A 15,609-nucleotide genomic window follows, 5' to 3' on the forward strand; every position below is an offset into this window, starting at 1 on the left:
TGTGGAAAGTTTAGTCACTGAAAAATAGTTAAATAGTTTTTCGTATTATTAGTACGTATGAATGATTTATCTGATAACACGCCAAAACACGCTGTTCTTAAGTTGAGTGGTCGTATAATTTACGAAGTTACGATTCAGCATGTGGGCTCTTTGTCGGCGTTGCGTCAGCGTGAGCCAACCGTCATATTCTTTTCAAATCTTCGTAAAGCAGTAGACGCCATTACGGCCGAACTCGCCCTGAATAACTGGCCACCCAAGGTAAATTACACGGCGGTGTATCGGGGCGTAAAGCAACGGGATTTTTATAGTTGCGATTTCAATATTGCCGGCGCACGCGTTTTTCGAATCAAAGTTGTGCCGCGTGTGCTGAACCCGGCGCTTCCGAGGTTAGGCATCGACGAGAACCCAGAGAAATGATGTCCATAAAAAAGCCAGACCAGTTTTGAACCTGGTCTGGCACACAATCAGACGCTTACCTAATACGCTTTCAAACTCAAATCCAGACTCTTTACCTGGTGTGTTAAGGCACCGGAAGATATATAATCGACACCCGTTTCAGCATAAGCCCGTAAGTTGGTTTCGTCAATGCCACCCGAAGCTTCGGTCACGAAGCGGCCATTGATGAGTCGCACCATGTCGCGGATACCGTCGGGCGAGAAGTTGTCCAGTAAAACAATGTCTACCTGCCCTATCCGAAGCACTTCTTCCACTTCGGCCCGGTTACGGGTTTCTATTTCGATTCTTAACTGACGCCCTGTTTCTTTCAGATAAGCGACCGCCTTGGTGATGGCCGCTTCAATGCCTCCGGCATAATCGACATGGTTGTCTTTGATCAGAATCTGGTCGTACAGACCGAATCGGTGGTTTACGGCACCCCCAATCTTTGTGGCCATTTTCTCGCAAATACGAAAATTGGGTGTGGTTTTACGAGTATCCAGCAATTTTGCCCGTGTGCCTTCCAGCATGTTAACCAGTTCTCGGGTATGCGTTGCAATCCCGCTCATCCGTTGCATGCAGTTCAGCACCAACCGCTCAGCAGTCAGAATATTACGGGCGTTTCCACTAACGGTCAGCACAATGTCACCGGGTTTGATAGACGCTCCATCGGGCATAAGTACGTCCACAACAAAGGTCGGATCGACTTCCGAAAAAATCGCCTGCGCAACTTCGACGCCCGCCAGAATCCCGGCTTCTTTAACCAATAACCGGGCCCGTTTCTGCGCATCGTCCGGGATGGTGGATAAGGATGTATGATCACCGTCACCGACATCTTCGGCCAGCGCCAGTTGGATAAATTCATGTAAATTCATGTCTGCAAGGTAGCAGATTATTCGTTTCTACAGAACATCAACGGCGGGTCAGTTGGCGGAAAAGCGATTAACGTACTTTCAAAATTCGTCGCACGGTTCGTTCATTACCCTGTTTTATATCCAGAAGATAAACGCCATATGGGAGGGTTGTTAAATCGATGCTGCCCGCAAACGAACGGGCACTCTTTTGCAGAGTAGTTTGCTGCCGGGTAATACCCAGGTTAACATCGATCACACTAACCTCGATATCACCCAGATACGCATTGTTAAGTTGAATCGCGACTTTCTCTACTGACGGATTTGGGTAAACCCGCAGTGATTCGTCGTTGTTTTCCGGTAAATCGGCCGACAGCCGGTTGGCACCCGAAGCTGCGATAACAAATTGGGGCGTCTCCGTCAAGGTCAGGGTAACCTGGCCGTTTATTGTTGGGCGTATCTGCAGAGCCATCGTATCACGCCCCGCCTGAGGTGTGTATATCCGGGCGATTGAACCCGCTCCCAAGTTCAGGGAATATTGGGCTGTCCGGCCAACTTCGTCGGGAATCCAGAGAGCATAAGCTGACTGGCCATTTCGTTCGTACCGGTCCACATTCGGGTTTGTACGGATGGTTTCCTTGAACACATAATCGCCAATGAGCTTTTTGGCCTGATAAAAATAATCGGCGGTCGGTTTACGGGTGAAATCGGCGTTCATAAAGCCCATGGAGCAAAACTGAGTTGGGCAATCCAGATTCAGATCGTAGGTTTGATAGAAGTCAATTCGGTCTACACCTTCCCGACCATACAACAGGGCCGTTCGCAAATTCCAGTCGGCCTGCGTACTCAAAACCGATTTGGAACCGATGGGAATAGCGCGGAGCGGGCTGCCCTGGTTCAGATCGTAACCCGTCTCGGATACGTAAACTGGCATGTCATAACAGGCTTCGTGTGCCAGTTTCAATACATTGCGGACCACCTGAGCGGCAACCGATAATTCGGGGGCGGCTCCCCGTGCCGAGGCACCGCTACCATTTTGCATGGAGCTGGAGTTATCAGGGTAAAGGTGATAATTGATAACGTCCCAGCACAGATCGACGCGCCCATCCGATTTGTAGCCCCGAAATTCTTTGCACCAGTCGATCATACCCCGAATGTAATCGGTACCGTTGGCAATTGAGCATAGACCGCCCATGACCACCGTCATGCTTGGGTCGGCATTTTTCACACCAACGCCCGCCCCCATGGTATTTTTATGTCCATCGTAAAACGCCGACATATTGGCCGCATACTCCCGACCCGTCTGGTAAGCTTTCCGACCGCGCCACCACTTGTCGCGCTCGTTATCGCACTCAATGTAATTAATTAACCCAAGGCCAATTTTCACAACGTTTGGCGGGTCAGATGTCCAGCGAATAGCGGTGTTTACGTTAACCAGGGCCGGATTTACGGCGGTGTTTTTCCCGTAGCGGGCAGCGTACTGGAACGCTACTTTCGCCTGCTCAATGTAGGATGCTGGGTTAGAAAAATCTTTCCCGTAACGCACCGGCACATTATCATTCTCCTGCTGGTCGGCGGGGTAGGTTGCCTTCATCCAGGGTGCCATGTCTTTCAGGCAGGCCATTACTTCGATGCCATCTGCTTTGCAGCGTTCGTACATGAGATCGTAATTCCAGCCACCGGCATGGGTTGGGTTGAAGGTATAATTGCCCTCGGTCAGTTCCAGCTTCTCCCAGTCCATATAGTGCCGGATAACGCCGAACGACTGAATAGCTTTCATTTTGGGGGCTGAAATACCCGGCACGCCCGACTGATAAAAATCCCATTCGAACCCATTTATGCCGAGCAAATTCTTGAACACCGGACTCTTCCTGGGCGCGGCTCCCGCCGTTGTGCTACCCGCCTGATACGTTCCATAAAGCTCGATCTCACGGGGCCAGAAATCGGTGGTGTTAATAACCAGATACCGTGCGCCCGTCACGATACTATCCAGCAGAAACTTCGTATCGCCCGTGGTCGAGCGGGTTGGATAAGGCCCTACCCAGGCATTGTACTCCAGTCCCTGAAACTGAGCCAGTTCAATGCGTCGCCAGTCACGGGTAATAATGGACAACCGCATAGGAGCGGTGGCATTGCTTCCATTGCCATCGTAAAACTTTATGGCTTTGATAGCCATCGACTCGCCGGTTTGCAATGGATAATAGGCATCGTAATTACTCAGCACTTTACCCCATCCAGTTTGTATATCATCCGTAACTTTCCCATCGAACAGAGGTCCCAGCCCACTGCTGACGTTATTAAGCTGATACCATCGGCTGGCATCAATCGGAATTTTACTTCCTAATGAAACGGCTGCAGTTGTTGATGTCGCGGGCGACGTGGTCGTAACGGGCGGGGTCGTGGTGGTACTGACCGGCGTTGTCGTTACCGAACCGTCCAGCGGGTGGCCATACACCCGAACTTTGAGCGGTAGGGCATTGCAATATTTATGAATCAGGATGGCATCGGCCACCACCGACGGAAATGACAGTTCCTGCCAGACGGCGAACGAAGGTCCTGTAAACGTACCGAGTAACGTTTTCTGCATTCCGTTAAGGGCGTAAATCACGGCTGGTGTGCCCGAAAATTCGTTCTCGCCGTCGTACAGTTCCAGTTTGGTCAGTGTACTTTTCGCTTCCAGTTTGAGGGTAAGATCCATCCATACACAGTCGGCACTGTTCCAGCTGGTTTGCACCAGACTGCTCATATCATCATTCAGATAGGGAGTGTAACTCTGTGTGGTGGGCAAACTCGATACGACACTCGTTATTTTCACTCGTTCCTGGGCATATAAGATTGCGTCGAGCGGATCGGCGGGCAGTACTTTTCCATAGGCCCTTATTTTGACCGGTATGTTGTTGCAGTATTTATGGATAACAATACCATCGGCAACCAGCGGCTCGGTCAACGTGTACGGCTTGAACACCATATAACTGTCACCCGTGAACGTACCGATCAGTGTTTTTTCTTTTCCATTTACCGCGTAGATCTGAGCCGGAGCCGATTCAAACGTGCCTTCAAAATCGTACAGATCCAGCTTTGTCAGCAGGCTTTTCTTACTGAACTTGATCGTAACATCAGTCCATTGAAAATTAGCGGGCTCCCAATAGGTAGGAACAAGACTGGCTATGTTGTCATTCAGATATGCCGAATAATCCTCGCCGGTTACCGGATTGTCTTTCGCGGAGGCAAGGGTCAACAGATCGAGCGGGCGTGGTATCGCCGTTGCGGCCGTTATGGGCTGGCCAAAGGCTTTGATTTTCTGCGGTATATTATTGCCATACTTATAAATCATGATGGCATCGGCAACGATCGGCTGAAAGGGCGTCAGCGTTACCCAACTGTTATAGGCTGATCCGTCAAAAGACCCGATCAGAACACGCTGGCTGCCGTTCATGGCGTAAAGCAAAGCCGGTTTGTCCGTAAAAGACCCATCGGCGTCGTATAGGGACAGATTAGCTAACAAACATTTTTTCTCCAGCTTGAGGGTTACCTGTACCCATTTAGCATTTGTTCCCCAGACACTTTGCACCGGCTTACCAAGGTCATCGCTTAACCAGGGAGAATAGTCCTGACCGGTGTTTTCACTGGCGGTGACCGATACAACCGTAAGTCGGGTGGGAGCCGATCCGGTTTGTCCCTTGCTCAACAGGGTGCACAAAACGCAGAAGAAAGTGAGTAGTCCTTTTACCATATAAGTTATTTTTAGGCGCGATACATATATAAACTATTTACACAAAATATGTTTTGTACATATCCGCGTAAATTAAAATAACCTGATACTCTGACTGTTGAAACTATATAAGCAATAGGCAGGCCAAGTTTTACGATGTTCCCAGCTAGCTATTATGCAATAACGAAAGTTTCTGAACAAAGGCGCTGAAAACCTGTTACAGGCTCTTGCATTCTTCCGGAATTGGAACGAAATTTGTCATCCGCTAAGGAAATATATGAAGCAACACCGTGTCATACACCGCCTTTCCAGTCTTGTACTGGCCACCCTGCTGCTGTTTACAGCTGCCTGGGGACATGGCAATGTAACACAGGCGAAAGCAGCCCTAGCGCACAAAGCCGTTGCAGAACAGGCCAAGTCGGGTAAAGCAACCGATGCGCCTGCCTCTGCGAAGCTAACTACCGCTCAGTTTGAAGCCGTTGTTACTCCCGCTATTCAACTGGGCGAATCGGGGCAGAGCGCTTTCCTGCTTCCAGCACCAACGCTACTGATTTTGTTATTGTTGAGCGTTCCTCTACTACGCTTCTTCACCTTACCGCATTACTATTTTTCTTATTTCAGGCACGTATTTGGGCACCACATTGCCACCAATGCGCCCTAGTATATACGTACAGGCCAACTCAGCGTTCCCTACTGGCCTCAACCGTTTCTTTTTCTGAGTCAATGCCCACCAAAAGCTGACTCCCTACTTAATCACCTTAGTATTTTATAGCCAACTCACGGGCAGCTGCCTGTGTATCCCAATGCAAAACAGAACCGGAATTCTCATTCTGACAGGTGTTCTTGCAGCCATCTGCATTTATTTCCTGTCATTTACCTTCGTCTCGCGGAGCATCAAATCCGACGCCGAGGCTTATGCAACCAACAAACAGGGCGTTGTTGACCGCGCTAAAAAACAACATTATCTGGATTCGCTCTGGAAAGAGCCCGTGTATCTGGGCAGTACACTTCAGGAAGTTACCGAGCGTGAACTCGGTCTTGGCCTTGACCTGCAGGGCGGTATGCACGTGGTACTCGAAATTTCACCCGCCGATATTCTGCGCAGCCTGTCAGGAAACAACCGCGATCCAAAATTCAATCAGGCACTGAAACAGGCCATTGATGATCAGAAATCGAGCAATACCAGCTTTGTCGATCTGTTCGCCAACGCATTCAGCAAGATTTCGCCGGACACCAAACTGGCAACCGTATTTGCAACCAGCGCAAACCGGGGAAAAATCAACTATCAGTCGACCGATACGGAAGTTCGGAAGTTGCTGAACGACGAAGTAAACGGTGCAACGACGCGGGCGTTCCAGATCATTCAGGCGCGTGTCGATAAATTTGGGGTTGCAAACCCAAACATCCAACGGTTACCCGGTTCGGGCCGTATCCAGATCGAACTGCCGGGTGTTGATAACCCCGAACGTATCCGTCGCCTGTTGACCGGTGCAGCCAAGCTCGAATTTACCGAAGTATATCGCTTGAGCGAACTAGCCCCCGCCCTGGAAGGTATGGGTGCGTACCTGCTCAGCCAGGAAGCCGCCCGTAAGGCAGCCCTGAAAACAACCGCGCCAGCAGCCGGAACGGCCGCTAAAGGAACATCCAGCCTGGAGTCGCAACTGGCCCAGGGTTCCAAGAAAGATTCGACGGCTAAAAATGACACAAGCGCAGCAGCTGCGCAGGGTACGGCATTAACGCAATTATTCCTGCCCGTTGGTCAGGACCAATTGGGTGTTTATCTGAAAGATACTGCCCGGGCAAACGCCGTTTTGAATGCTCCTGAAGTAAAAAGTTTGTTTCCTGCCGATGCTTTTTTCGCCTGGGATCGTAAGACATTCAAAGCAACCGATGGCCGGGAAATTCTGTCGATCTATTTCCTGAAGAAGCCAGGTGGCCGCGCTCCGCTCGAAGGTGACGTAATTACCGAAGCGTCCAATGACTATGACGATCGGGGTCGCCCTGAAGTGACGATGAATATGAACCCCGAAGGTGCCCGTAAATGGAAGAACCTGACGGCAGCCAACGTGGGTCGGCCGGTAGCTATTCTGCTGGATAACCTGGTTTATACGGCACCAAACGTACAGAATGAAATCCCTAACGGCCGGTCGAGCATCTCGGGTAACTTCACCGTTGAAGAGACCAAAGACATGGCCAACGTCTTGAAAGCGGGTAAATTACCAGCGCCAACGAACATCGTTGAAGAAAACATCGTGGGCGCTACCCTGGGTTCGGAAGCGGTTAGCGCCGGTGTCCTGTCGTCGATTATCGGTATTCTGCTTGTGCTGGCCTTTGTGGTATTCTACTACAACCGGGCGGGTCTTATTGCCGACATTGCCCTGATTGTCAACCTGTTCTTCCTGATGGGCGTTATGGCCTCGCTGGGGGCGGTGCTTACCATGCCGGGTATTGCCGGTATCGTTTTATCCATCGGTATGGCCGTGGATGCGAACGTCTTGATTTTTGAGCGGATTAAAGAAGAGATGGCCCTGGGCAAAACCTTCAAGCAATCCGTTGCGGATGGTTTCAAAAATGCGCTTTCGTCGATTATCGACTCAAACGTGACAACCTTCCTGACGGGTGTCGTTTTGTTTATCTTCGGAACAGGTCTGATTCTGGGCTTTGCAACGACCCTGATCATTGGTATTCTGACATCGTTGTTTGCGGCTATCTTTATCACCCGCCTGATGCTGGAATACTACATCCGGAACGGTAAAACGCTGTCGTTTACCTCCTCATGGGCAAAAAACCTTTTCAAGGATTCTGATTTTGATTTCGTATCACGCCGGAAACTGTACTACACCGTCTCGTCGGTAATTATCGGTTTAGGTATTATCTCGGCTATTTTCAGAGGCTTTGGCCTGGGTGTTGATTTCAAAGGGGGGCGTTCGTATGTCATCCGCTTTGAAAAAGCCGTCAGTACAGACGATGTTCGTGATGCACTGGAGCCCGTCTTAGGCGGATCGCCGGAGGTGAAAACCTATGGCGGTACTGGTATTGGGTCGAACCAGGTGAAAGTAACGACGCCTTATCTGGTCGATGACAATTCGCAGGGAGCCGACAAAAAGGCCGAAGCAACGGTTTATCAAGGCCTAAGCACCATTAAAGGAAATCCGGCAAAGATCGAAAGTTCGCAAAAAGTAGGGCCAACGATCGCTTATGACTTGCTGACATCGGCGTTATGGTCTATTCTGCTGGCGGTAGGTGTCGTATTTGTTTACATCCTCATCCGCTTCAAAAAGCTGGCCTTTGGCTATGGCGCAGTCGTGGCTATGTTCCACGATGTCCTGATCATCCTGGCTATCTTCTCAATATTCAACGGAATTCTGCCCTTCTCGCTGGACGTAGACCAGGCTTTTGTGGGCGCCTTGCTAACGATCATGGGTTACTCCATGAACGATACGGTGGTTGTATTCGACCGGGTTCGTGAATACCTGGCCGAAAACAAAGGCAAGAAAGAATCCATCGCGACGATCATTAACAACGCTCTGAACAGTACACTCAGCCGCACGGCCGTAACGGGTTTCTCGACGATTCTGGTGCTCCTGGTCCTGTTCATTTTCGGCGGTGAAACGATTCGTGGTTTCTCATTCGCTATGCTGATCGGGGTTATTGTGGGTACGTATTCGTCACTGTTCGTAGCGACGCCGATTGTGGTCGACGCCTTGAGCCGCGATCAGGATAAGGAAACCATTACGCCAACCGTTATCGCAGCCGACAAGAAAACCGGCTTCGATGCGATTCCGGCTGACTTTACCAGCGCAGCACCCGCTACGCCCGAAGAGTTCACGGCAAAGAAGGAAAAGAAAGACAAAAAACCGCTGATCCGGCCTTCGCAGTCGTAAGTGGAAGTGCGAAAGAATGAAAGAGTGAAAGTGCGAAAACCAGTAAACCGTTTTCTTCGCTCTTCCACTCTTTCATTCTTTCGCTCATTATATTTCGTATATTTCGCCTAAATCCTCGTAATTATTTTCCTAATCGGCACTTTCACCAAACTCTAACTCTTCCTGCATGGAGACCAAATTAAAAACTGTTGATACAAGTATCTGGCGTAAGAAGCCCCTGGCGGCTTATGAAGCCGACATGAAAAAGAGTGAACTTAAACGGGTGCTAACTCGCTGGGGATTAACATCGCTCGGCATTGGCGCCGTTATCGGTGGCGGTATTTTTGTATTGACGGGTATTGCTGCGCACGACTGGGCTGGCCCGGCGCTGGCCTTATCATTTGTACTGGCTGGGGTTGCTTGTACATTTGCGGCACTTTGCTACGCTGAGTTTGCTTCCATTCTTCCTGTTGAAGGATCGGCATACGCCTACTCTTACGGAACCGTTGGTGAGATTTTTGCCTGGCTCATTGGCTGGAACCTCATTCTCGAATACATGATGGGCGCCACAACGGTGGCGGTGAGCTGGTCGGGTTACTTTGAAAAACTGCTTCACTTGTTTCATATCGAACCACCAATCTGGTTGATGAACGACCCCGTTACGGCTCAGGAAAAAGCAGAAGCCCTGCGAGCGACAGGTGTGGCTGTTCCAGACTTTTCGTTTGCCTTCAACCTGCCCGCGTTCCTGATTGTCCTTGTTGTAACCTACATTTTGGTCCGCGGGATTAAGGAGGCCGCCAGCACCAACAACATCATCGTGATCGTTAAGGTAGCCGTGGTTATTTTCGTGATTATCGCCGGTGCCTTTTATGTGGACACGGCTAACTGGCATCCCTTCCTGCCCGAACCTGTTATTGATAAAACAGGCCAGCAGCATTATGGCTTCAATGGTATTGTCACAGCCGCCAGCATAGTCTTCTTTGCTTACATCGGCTTTGATGCGGTTTCGACCCAGGCGGGTGAAGCCATCAACCCGAAGAAGGACGTACCCTTCGCCATTATTGCCTCGCTTATCATTTGTACCGTACTCTACATTCTGGTTTCGCTGGTTCTGACGGGCATGGTGCCGTTTAAAGACCTCGATCTGAAAGCCCCTGTTGCGCAGGCATTCGCCGATAAGGGCTTAACATGGGCTGTTTATATCATCACTATTGCTGCTTTGGGTGGATTAACATCCGTTATGCTCGTGATGATGCTTGGCCAGACACGGGTCTTCCTGGGTATGGCGAAAGATGGCCTGATTCCACCGGGCTTGTTTGCGTCTATTCACCCCAAGTTTAAAACACCCTGGAAGAGCACAATTTTAGTTGGTATTATCGTGTCGATTGTAGCCGCTTTAACGCCCATCGACAAAGTATCCGAATTGACCAGTTCCGGAACGTTGCTGGCCTTTGCCATGATCTGCGGTGCCGTTTGGTTGTTACGGGTCCGTGAACCCCATCTGGAGCGCCCCTATCGAACACCCTTGCTACCCGTTATTGCTACGCTTGGTATTCTGGCCAATCTATACTTAATGTATAACCTACGGACCGATACCAAGATTTCGTTCGTGATCTGGTGCGTAATTGGACTTATCGTCTATTTTACCTACAGCCGCAAACACAGCCATTTGAATAATCCTGGTGAATAGACGGTTACCGCTCTATCCATTTTTATAAAAATGGCCCCTGGCAACTTGTTAGGGGCCATTTTATGTTTACAAAGCAATCTAACCAGTAAGCTATGCCTGCTGTTTCTCTTACCGTTCGTTCCGTTTACCCATTTGAACCGGACCTACTGGCAGAACTTGATCTGGTGGCGCAATTCCGAACAGTCGATGCGGGAACGGTGCTTATAGAACCGGGTCAGCCCATGCAGTACGTACCGATTGTTCTGGATGGAAGTGTTAAGATCATTCGTCCCGATGAGAACTCGGGCGAGCTGCTGTTATACTACCTGAATCCAGCCGATTCGTGCGCGTTATCAATGAGCAGTTTGCTATCGGGTGACGGTAGCCCTATTCTGGCCGTTGTAGAAGAGAAGGCGAAAATCCTGATGATTCCTGTTGCGCAAGCCGAAAGCTGGCTGGGGCGTTATGCAAGCTGGCGAAAATTTGTCTTTCAGACATACCAGAAGCGGTTTGATAACCTGCTTCAAACGCTCGATTGGGTTGCCTTTCGGCAACTGGATGAGCGCCTTCTGGCTTACCTGAATCAGAAAGCAACCCTTGCTGGCGGTCGACATCTATACGTTACGCACGAAACCATTGCCCGCGATCTGCATACGTCTCGGGAAGTTATTTCCCGCCTGCTGAAACAACTGGAACGGCGGGGATGGGTAACGGTAGCCCGTAACAAAATCAGTCTGCCTAGCCAGCAGCCACACTAGCGAGTGATCTATGTGACTGTTATCACAGACCGATTCATCTGGCAGCATTACCTTCGTTGAGTTAATCAATAAACAAAGCAACGACATGCCTACAGATCACAAGAGTATACCGATGGCTATTTTACCCAGGCCAGCCGGGGGATGGCGTCGTTAGAATAAACATCGGCATACATCAGGCCTCGTCCGATTTCTATAAAGCAGTAGGGCGGTTCGACAGCGCGATTGACCGGCGAAAGGGTTACGTTATTACATGACATCAGCAGAACTATTTGGGTACGCATCAGCGGTTATTGTGGGTTTGGTTATTGGCCTGGCCGGGGGCGGAGGTTCTATTCTGACAGTTCCCATTTTCGTCTACGTCTTTCATATACCGGCCGTTCTGGCAACCACGTATTCGCTGTTTATTGTTGGGGCCACCTCAATCGTCGGCTCGGTAAATCATATTTGGAACAAACGGGTCGATTTGCGGGTAACGGCCGCGTTTGCTCTGCCGTCGTTTGTTTCCGTCTATCTGAGTCGCCGGTTTCTGGTTCCGGCACTGCCTGACCCGCTGTTTCAGTTTGAGCAATTTATTTTGTCAAAGAGTCAGGCCATTCTTTACTTTTTTGCCATCGTTATGATCATCGCGGCTCGGGCCATGATTCGCAGTGACCGCCCCGAGCAGGGTGAAGCAGCCGATGGACGGCCACGGTACAGTAGTCTGGGACTCGACGGACTGGCCGTAGGCTTGCTTACGGGTACGATCGGCGCAGGGGGCGGTTTTCTAATTGTTCCCATGCTGGTCCTGCTGGCAGGCTTATCCGTTCAGCGGGCCGTGGCGACGTCCGTGCTGATTATTGCCGTCAATTCAATCGTTGGCTTTTTGGGCGATATTCACCACACCGACCTGAACTGGAATTTTCTGTTGCCTTTTACGGGTTTATCCATCATTGGTATTTTTATCGGCATGTATCTGGCTCAGTTCATTGCACCCGATAAACTCAAAAAAGGATTTGGCTGGTTTGTGCTGGCCGTAGCCATGTATATGATTTTGAGAGAATTGATTTAACGCGGGCATCCTGTTCGCATTACGTATGACCATCGAGCAACTTTACACGGGCTGTCTGGCTCAGGGAGCCTATTATATCGAAAGCAACGGCGAAGCCGCCATCATTGATCCGCTACGCGAAACATCACCCTACATCCGGAAAACCGAAAAAGCAGGGGCAAAAATCAAGTATGTTTTCGAGACACACTTTCACGCCGATTTTGTGTCAGGTCATCTCGACTTAGCGAAAAAAACGGGCGCAACCATCGTTTACGGCCCTACTGCCAAGACCCGTTACGAAGCCTACCATGCAGCCGATGGCGAAACCTTTGCGCTGGGCAACGTGACCATAAAGGTGCTACACACGCCCGGCCACACACCCGAATCAACGACCTATCTGCTCATCGACGAGACGGGAAAGGAACGGGCAATTTTCACGGGTGATACCCTCTTTATCGGCGATGTCGGTCGGCCCGATCTGGCGATCAAAGGTGATCTGACCGAGCATGACCTGGCCGGTATGCTCTACGACAGTCTCCAGGCCAAAATAATGCCTCTTCCCGACGACGTGATCGTGTACCCAGCCCACGGCGCTGGCTCAGCCTGCGGAAAGAATATGAGCAAGGAAACGACGGATACGCTTGGCAACCAAAAACGCTTTAATTACGCCCTCCGGGCCAAATCGAAGGCCGATTTTATCGAGAAAGTACTTGACGGCCTGACAGCGGCACCGGCTTATTTCGCCGAGAATGCCCGGCTCAATAAAGAGGGATACGAACCCATCGACCGCGTGATGCAGCGGGGTAGCCAGGCGCTCTCACCCATCGCCTTCGAAGCCGCCGTTAACGAGGTCAGTGCGTTGATTCTGGATGTACGAGAAGCCGCTGATTTTGCCAAAGGATTCATTCCCAATTCGATCAATATTGGCCTGAACGGCCAGTTTGCCCCCTGGGTAGGTGCCTTAATTCCGGAACTGACCCAACCGATTGCGCTCGTCGCACCCGACGGGCAGGAGAGCGAAACGGTTCTGCGGCTGGCCCGCGTTGGTTACGACCATTGCATTGGTTTTCTGGAGGGTGGTTTTTCAGCCTGGCAACAGGCGAATAAAGAAGTCGATACCATTGAATCCATTTCGGCAGAGGAGTTCGCAAAACGCTGGCAGCAGAACCCGGCTATCCCGGTTATTGATGTGCGTAAACCCGCTGAATTTGCCGGAGAGCACGTTGAAGGGGCCGAAAACCTACCTCTTGACAACCTCAACGACCACATGGCCGAGATCAGCCGCACCGAACCCGTTTACGTTCACTGCGCGGGTGGTTACCGCTCGATGGTGGCCAATTCTATCCTGAAAGCGCGGGGATTCGATAACGTCGTGAATGTGGCTGGCGGCCTGGCAGCCATTCGTAAAGTTGATATACCAGTCGTTAGTGAACGACTTACTAATCACTGATTATATTGATATGCTCGACTTCATCGCACAACCCTGGCCCTGGTACGTAGCCGGTACACTGATCGGCCTGACAGTACCGACACTGCTTATTCTGGGGAATAAAGCCTTCGGGATTTCCTCATCCCTACGGCACATTTGCGCGGCCTGCCTACCAGCCAACATTAGTTTTTTTAACTACGACTGGCGTAAAGAAGCCTGGAACCTGTGGTTTGTCGGGGGTATTCTGATTGGTGGATTTATCGGCGGTACGTTGTTGAAAAACCCAGTCGCCATGACCATCGCTCCGGACACACTACAGGATTTACAGAAGCTGGGCATTCACGACTTTACAAGCGGATTAATGCCGACGGATATCTTCACCTGGCAAAATCTGTTTACCGCCAAAGGGCTTCTATTCTTTGTCATCGGTGGTTTTCTAGTCGGCTTTGGCACACGCTACGCGGGTGGCTGCACGTCAGGACATGCCATTATGGGCCTGTCGAATCTACAATGGCCATCGCTGGTAGCTACCCTAAGCTTTATGGTTGGCGGCTTCACGATGACGCACCTTTTTTTGCCTCATCTGATGCACTGGGTCGGCTTTTGAATCTATGCCTACGCTATAATCATTCATACAAACCCATAAGTCGATGATTTCCACAGAACAGAAAGCGGGTACAGAAACCGCAAAAACTCCCCCCGGAACAGCTAACTGGCGATTTGGCCTGGTGGGCATCTTCTTCGGGATTGTGTTTATGAAAGCAGAAGTCATTTCCTGGTTTCGCATTCAGGAAATGTTTCGGCTGGACTCCTTCCACATGTATGGGGTCATTGGCACCGCTGTAGCCGTAGGCATGTTGTCCGTTCAACTTATTAAACGACTATCGATCAAAACGTTACAGGGTGATCCGATTTCTATCCAGCCAAAACAGTTTAACAAGGGTCAGGTAGTTGGCGGCCTCTTATTTGGCTTTGGCTGGGCCATTACCGGTGCGTGTCCAGGGCCACTTTTTGCCCAGATTGGGGCGGGTTATTCCGTTGTGCTTGTCACCTTGCTTAGTGCTATTGGCGGCACGTGGGTATATGGAGCCATCCGAGATCGGTTGCCACATTAAAAAAGTTGCCAGTTGTCAAAGGTGTTTACCTCCTCTGACAACTGGCAACTTTCTATCCCTTCTTCTCCGGCATAAGCATCAACCGGATGATGTTTGGTCTACTCTATACCTCGGGCCTGTAAATCAGCAATAATTTCCTTAATCTGAAAAGCCAGTTCAGGAATTTCGTTCTGCAATGTCTCCCAAACGATGTCATAGTTAATACCGAAGTACTGATGAATAAGAATGTCCCGCATACCGGCAAAGGCCCGCCAGCTAACTTCGGGATAGGCATGGCGAGTTTCATCATCTACCTTTTTCGCAGCTTCACCTATTATTTCAAGACTTCGGACAATGGCTCGCTTCCGTATCTCATCCGACAACAACTTGTCCAGCGATAGGTCCGTAGATACATTGATTAAAAAATTAGTTTCTTCGGCAATATGCTCCAGATACTCAATCAGTGAGCGTGACATATTCCACTTCCTTAGCTATGTACTGTTGTAATCGGGTACTCAACGACGAAGGGGTGACAAGTTCAATTTTCCGGTGAAATGAATCTTCAAAAAAGAAAGCTAGGTTCATTAAATTTTTAAACGATGCCTGCCCTGCTTCATAATCAACCAATAGATCAATATCACTATCCACCCGTTGCTCGTTCCGCACAAATGAGCCAAACAGGCCTATTCGAGCTACACCGAACGACTTGATGTGCTGGCGGTTACGCTGTATAAATTGTAGGATAGCTTGTTTGTTCAGTTCCATAAGCTA

At 50.1% G+C, this 15,609-nt stretch carries 14 protein-coding genes; 9 read left to right on the forward strand and 5 right to left on the reverse strand.

All coding sequences use genetic code 11. The annotated features are described in order from the left end of the window. Positions 1-57: 57 nt before the first annotated feature. On the forward strand, positions 58-417 hold the full coding sequence (locus tag ACYU8Y_RS06085; protein WP_460935244.1) for a hypothetical protein: 360 nt from the start codon (positions 58-60) through the stop codon (positions 415-417). Between the two features lie 59 nt (positions 418-476). On the opposite strand, the gene nadC is transcribed toward ACYU8Y_RS06085, so the two are convergent. Continuing rightward, the gene (gene nadC / locus ACYU8Y_RS06090) at positions 477-1,310 is read right to left on the reverse strand and encodes a carboxylating nicotinate-nucleotide diphosphorylase (RefSeq protein ID WP_460935246.1); all 834 of its coding nucleotides are present in this window, start codon (positions 1,308-1,310) and stop codon (positions 477-479) included. 67 nt (positions 1,311-1,377) lie between these two features. After that, positions 1,378-5,019 (reverse strand): T9SS type A sorting domain-containing protein, encoded by a 3,642-nt coding sequence (locus ACYU8Y_RS06095; RefSeq protein ID WP_460935248.1) that lies wholly within the window; start codon positions 5,017-5,019, stop codon positions 1,378-1,380. A gap of 256 nt (positions 5,020-5,275) precedes the next feature. Here ACYU8Y_RS06095 and ACYU8Y_RS06100 point away from each other — a divergent pair, with 256 nt between their 5' ends. From ACYU8Y_RS06100 to ACYU8Y_RS06115, 4 genes are all read left to right on the forward strand, one after another. Next, positions 5,276-5,659: a hypothetical protein gene (locus ACYU8Y_RS06100; protein WP_460935250.1), complete on the forward strand. Its 384-nt coding sequence runs from the start codon at positions 5,276-5,278 to the stop codon at positions 5,657-5,659. A gap of 142 nt (positions 5,660-5,801) precedes the next feature. Continuing rightward, positions 5,802-8,882: a protein translocase subunit SecDF gene (gene secDF / locus ACYU8Y_RS06105; RefSeq protein WP_460935252.1), complete on the forward strand. Its 3,081-nt coding sequence runs from the start codon at positions 5,802-5,804 to the stop codon at positions 8,880-8,882. 166 nt (positions 8,883-9,048) lie between these two features. Next, a complete protein-coding gene (locus ACYU8Y_RS06110) occupies positions 9,049-10,551 on the forward strand; it encodes an APC family permease (protein ID WP_460935254.1) in 1,503 nt (500 codons plus the stop codon). A gap of 92 nt (positions 10,552-10,643) precedes the next feature. Next, positions 10,644-11,288 carry a Crp/Fnr family transcriptional regulator gene (locus ACYU8Y_RS06115; protein WP_460935256.1) on the forward strand — a complete coding sequence of 215 codons (645 nt, stop codon included), beginning with the start codon at positions 10,644-10,646 and terminating at the stop codon, positions 11,286-11,288. 116 nt (positions 11,289-11,404) lie between these two features. Here the strand turns inward: ACYU8Y_RS06115 and ACYU8Y_RS06120 are convergent, their stop codons facing one another. Then, the gene (locus ACYU8Y_RS06120; protein WP_460935258.1) at positions 11,405-11,545 is read right to left on the reverse strand and encodes a hypothetical protein; all 141 of its coding nucleotides are present in this window, start codon (positions 11,543-11,545) and stop codon (positions 11,405-11,407) included. Between ACYU8Y_RS06120 and ACYU8Y_RS06125 the strand changes: the two genes are divergently transcribed. From ACYU8Y_RS06125 to ACYU8Y_RS06140, 4 genes are read left to right on the forward strand one after another with little or no spacing between them, the layout of a single operon-like run. Further along, entirely contained in the window at positions 11,539-12,336 is a 798-nt protein-coding gene (locus tag ACYU8Y_RS06125) for a sulfite exporter TauE/SafE family protein (protein WP_460935259.1), read from the forward strand. The genes ACYU8Y_RS06120 and ACYU8Y_RS06125 overlap by 7 nt on opposite strands. A gap of 25 nt (positions 12,337-12,361) precedes the next feature. Then, the gene (locus ACYU8Y_RS06130) at positions 12,362-13,765 is read left to right on the forward strand and encodes an MBL fold metallo-hydrolase (RefSeq protein ID WP_460935261.1); all 1,404 of its coding nucleotides are present in this window, start codon (positions 12,362-12,364) and stop codon (positions 13,763-13,765) included. A gap of 10 nt (positions 13,766-13,775) precedes the next feature. Continuing rightward, positions 13,776-14,351: a YeeE/YedE family protein gene (locus ACYU8Y_RS06135; protein ID WP_460935263.1), complete on the forward strand. Its 576-nt coding sequence runs from the start codon at positions 13,776-13,778 to the stop codon at positions 14,349-14,351. Between the two features lie 43 nt (positions 14,352-14,394). Beyond that, a complete protein-coding gene (locus ACYU8Y_RS06140) occupies positions 14,395-14,859 on the forward strand; it encodes a DUF6691 family protein (RefSeq protein WP_460935265.1) in 465 nt (154 codons plus the stop codon). A gap of 98 nt (positions 14,860-14,957) precedes the next feature. On the opposite strand, the gene ACYU8Y_RS06145 is transcribed toward ACYU8Y_RS06140, so the two are convergent. Together ACYU8Y_RS06145 and ACYU8Y_RS06150 are read right to left on the reverse strand one after the other, a co-directional pair. After that, a complete protein-coding gene (locus ACYU8Y_RS06145) occupies positions 14,958-15,314 on the reverse strand; it encodes a HepT-like ribonuclease domain-containing protein (protein ID WP_460935267.1) in 357 nt (118 codons plus the stop codon). Next, the gene (locus ACYU8Y_RS06150) at positions 15,295-15,603 is read right to left on the reverse strand and encodes a nucleotidyltransferase family protein (protein ID WP_460935269.1); all 309 of its coding nucleotides are present in this window, start codon (positions 15,601-15,603) and stop codon (positions 15,295-15,297) included. Before ACYU8Y_RS06150 ends, ACYU8Y_RS06145 begins: the two co-directional genes overlap by 20 nt. Positions 15,604-15,609 lie beyond the last annotated feature (6 nt).

The sequence above is a fragment of the Spirosoma humi genome, assembly GCF_054776575.1.

Excerpts from the sequence above, each read along its gene's own strand:
- ACYU8Y_RS06150 (WP_460935269.1), bottom strand. The coding sequence starts at position 15,603 with ATGGAACTGAACAAACAAGCTATCCTACAATTTATACAGCGTAACCGC.
- ACYU8Y_RS06100 (WP_460935250.1), top strand. The coding sequence starts at position 5,276 with ATGAAGCAACACCGTGTCATACACCGCCTTTCCAGTCTTGTACTGGCC.
- secDF (WP_460935252.1), top strand. The coding sequence starts at position 5,802 with ATGCAAAACAGAACCGGAATTCTCATTCTGACAGGTGTTCTTGCAGCC.
- nadC (WP_460935246.1), bottom strand. The coding sequence starts at position 1,310 with ATGAATTTACATGAATTTATCCAACTGGCGCTGGCCGAAGATGTCGGT.
- ACYU8Y_RS06125 (WP_460935259.1), top strand. The coding sequence starts at position 11,539 with ATGACATCAGCAGAACTATTTGGGTACGCATCAGCGGTTATTGTGGGT.
- ACYU8Y_RS06115 (WP_460935256.1), top strand. The coding sequence starts at position 10,644 with ATGCCTGCTGTTTCTCTTACCGTTCGTTCCGTTTACCCATTTGAACCG.
- ACYU8Y_RS06120 (WP_460935258.1), bottom strand. The coding sequence starts at position 11,545 with ATGTCATGTAATAACGTAACCCTTTCGCCGGTCAATCGCGCTGTCGAA.
- ACYU8Y_RS06145 (WP_460935267.1), bottom strand. The coding sequence starts at position 15,314 with ATGTCACGCTCACTGATTGAGTATCTGGAGCATATTGCCGAAGAAACT.
- ACYU8Y_RS06095 (WP_460935248.1), bottom strand. The coding sequence starts at position 5,019 with ATGGTAAAAGGACTACTCACTTTCTTCTGCGTTTTGTGCACCCTGTTG.
- ACYU8Y_RS06140 (WP_460935265.1), top strand. The coding sequence starts at position 14,395 with ATGATTTCCACAGAACAGAAAGCGGGTACAGAAACCGCAAAAACTCCC.
- ACYU8Y_RS06130 (WP_460935261.1), top strand. The coding sequence starts at position 12,362 with ATGACCATCGAGCAACTTTACACGGGCTGTCTGGCTCAGGGAGCCTAT.
- ACYU8Y_RS06085 (WP_460935244.1), top strand. The coding sequence starts at position 58 with ATGAATGATTTATCTGATAACACGCCAAAACACGCTGTTCTTAAGTTG.
- ACYU8Y_RS06135 (WP_460935263.1), top strand. The coding sequence starts at position 13,776 with ATGCTCGACTTCATCGCACAACCCTGGCCCTGGTACGTAGCCGGTACA.
- ACYU8Y_RS06110 (WP_460935254.1), top strand. The coding sequence starts at position 9,049 with ATGGAGACCAAATTAAAAACTGTTGATACAAGTATCTGGCGTAAGAAG.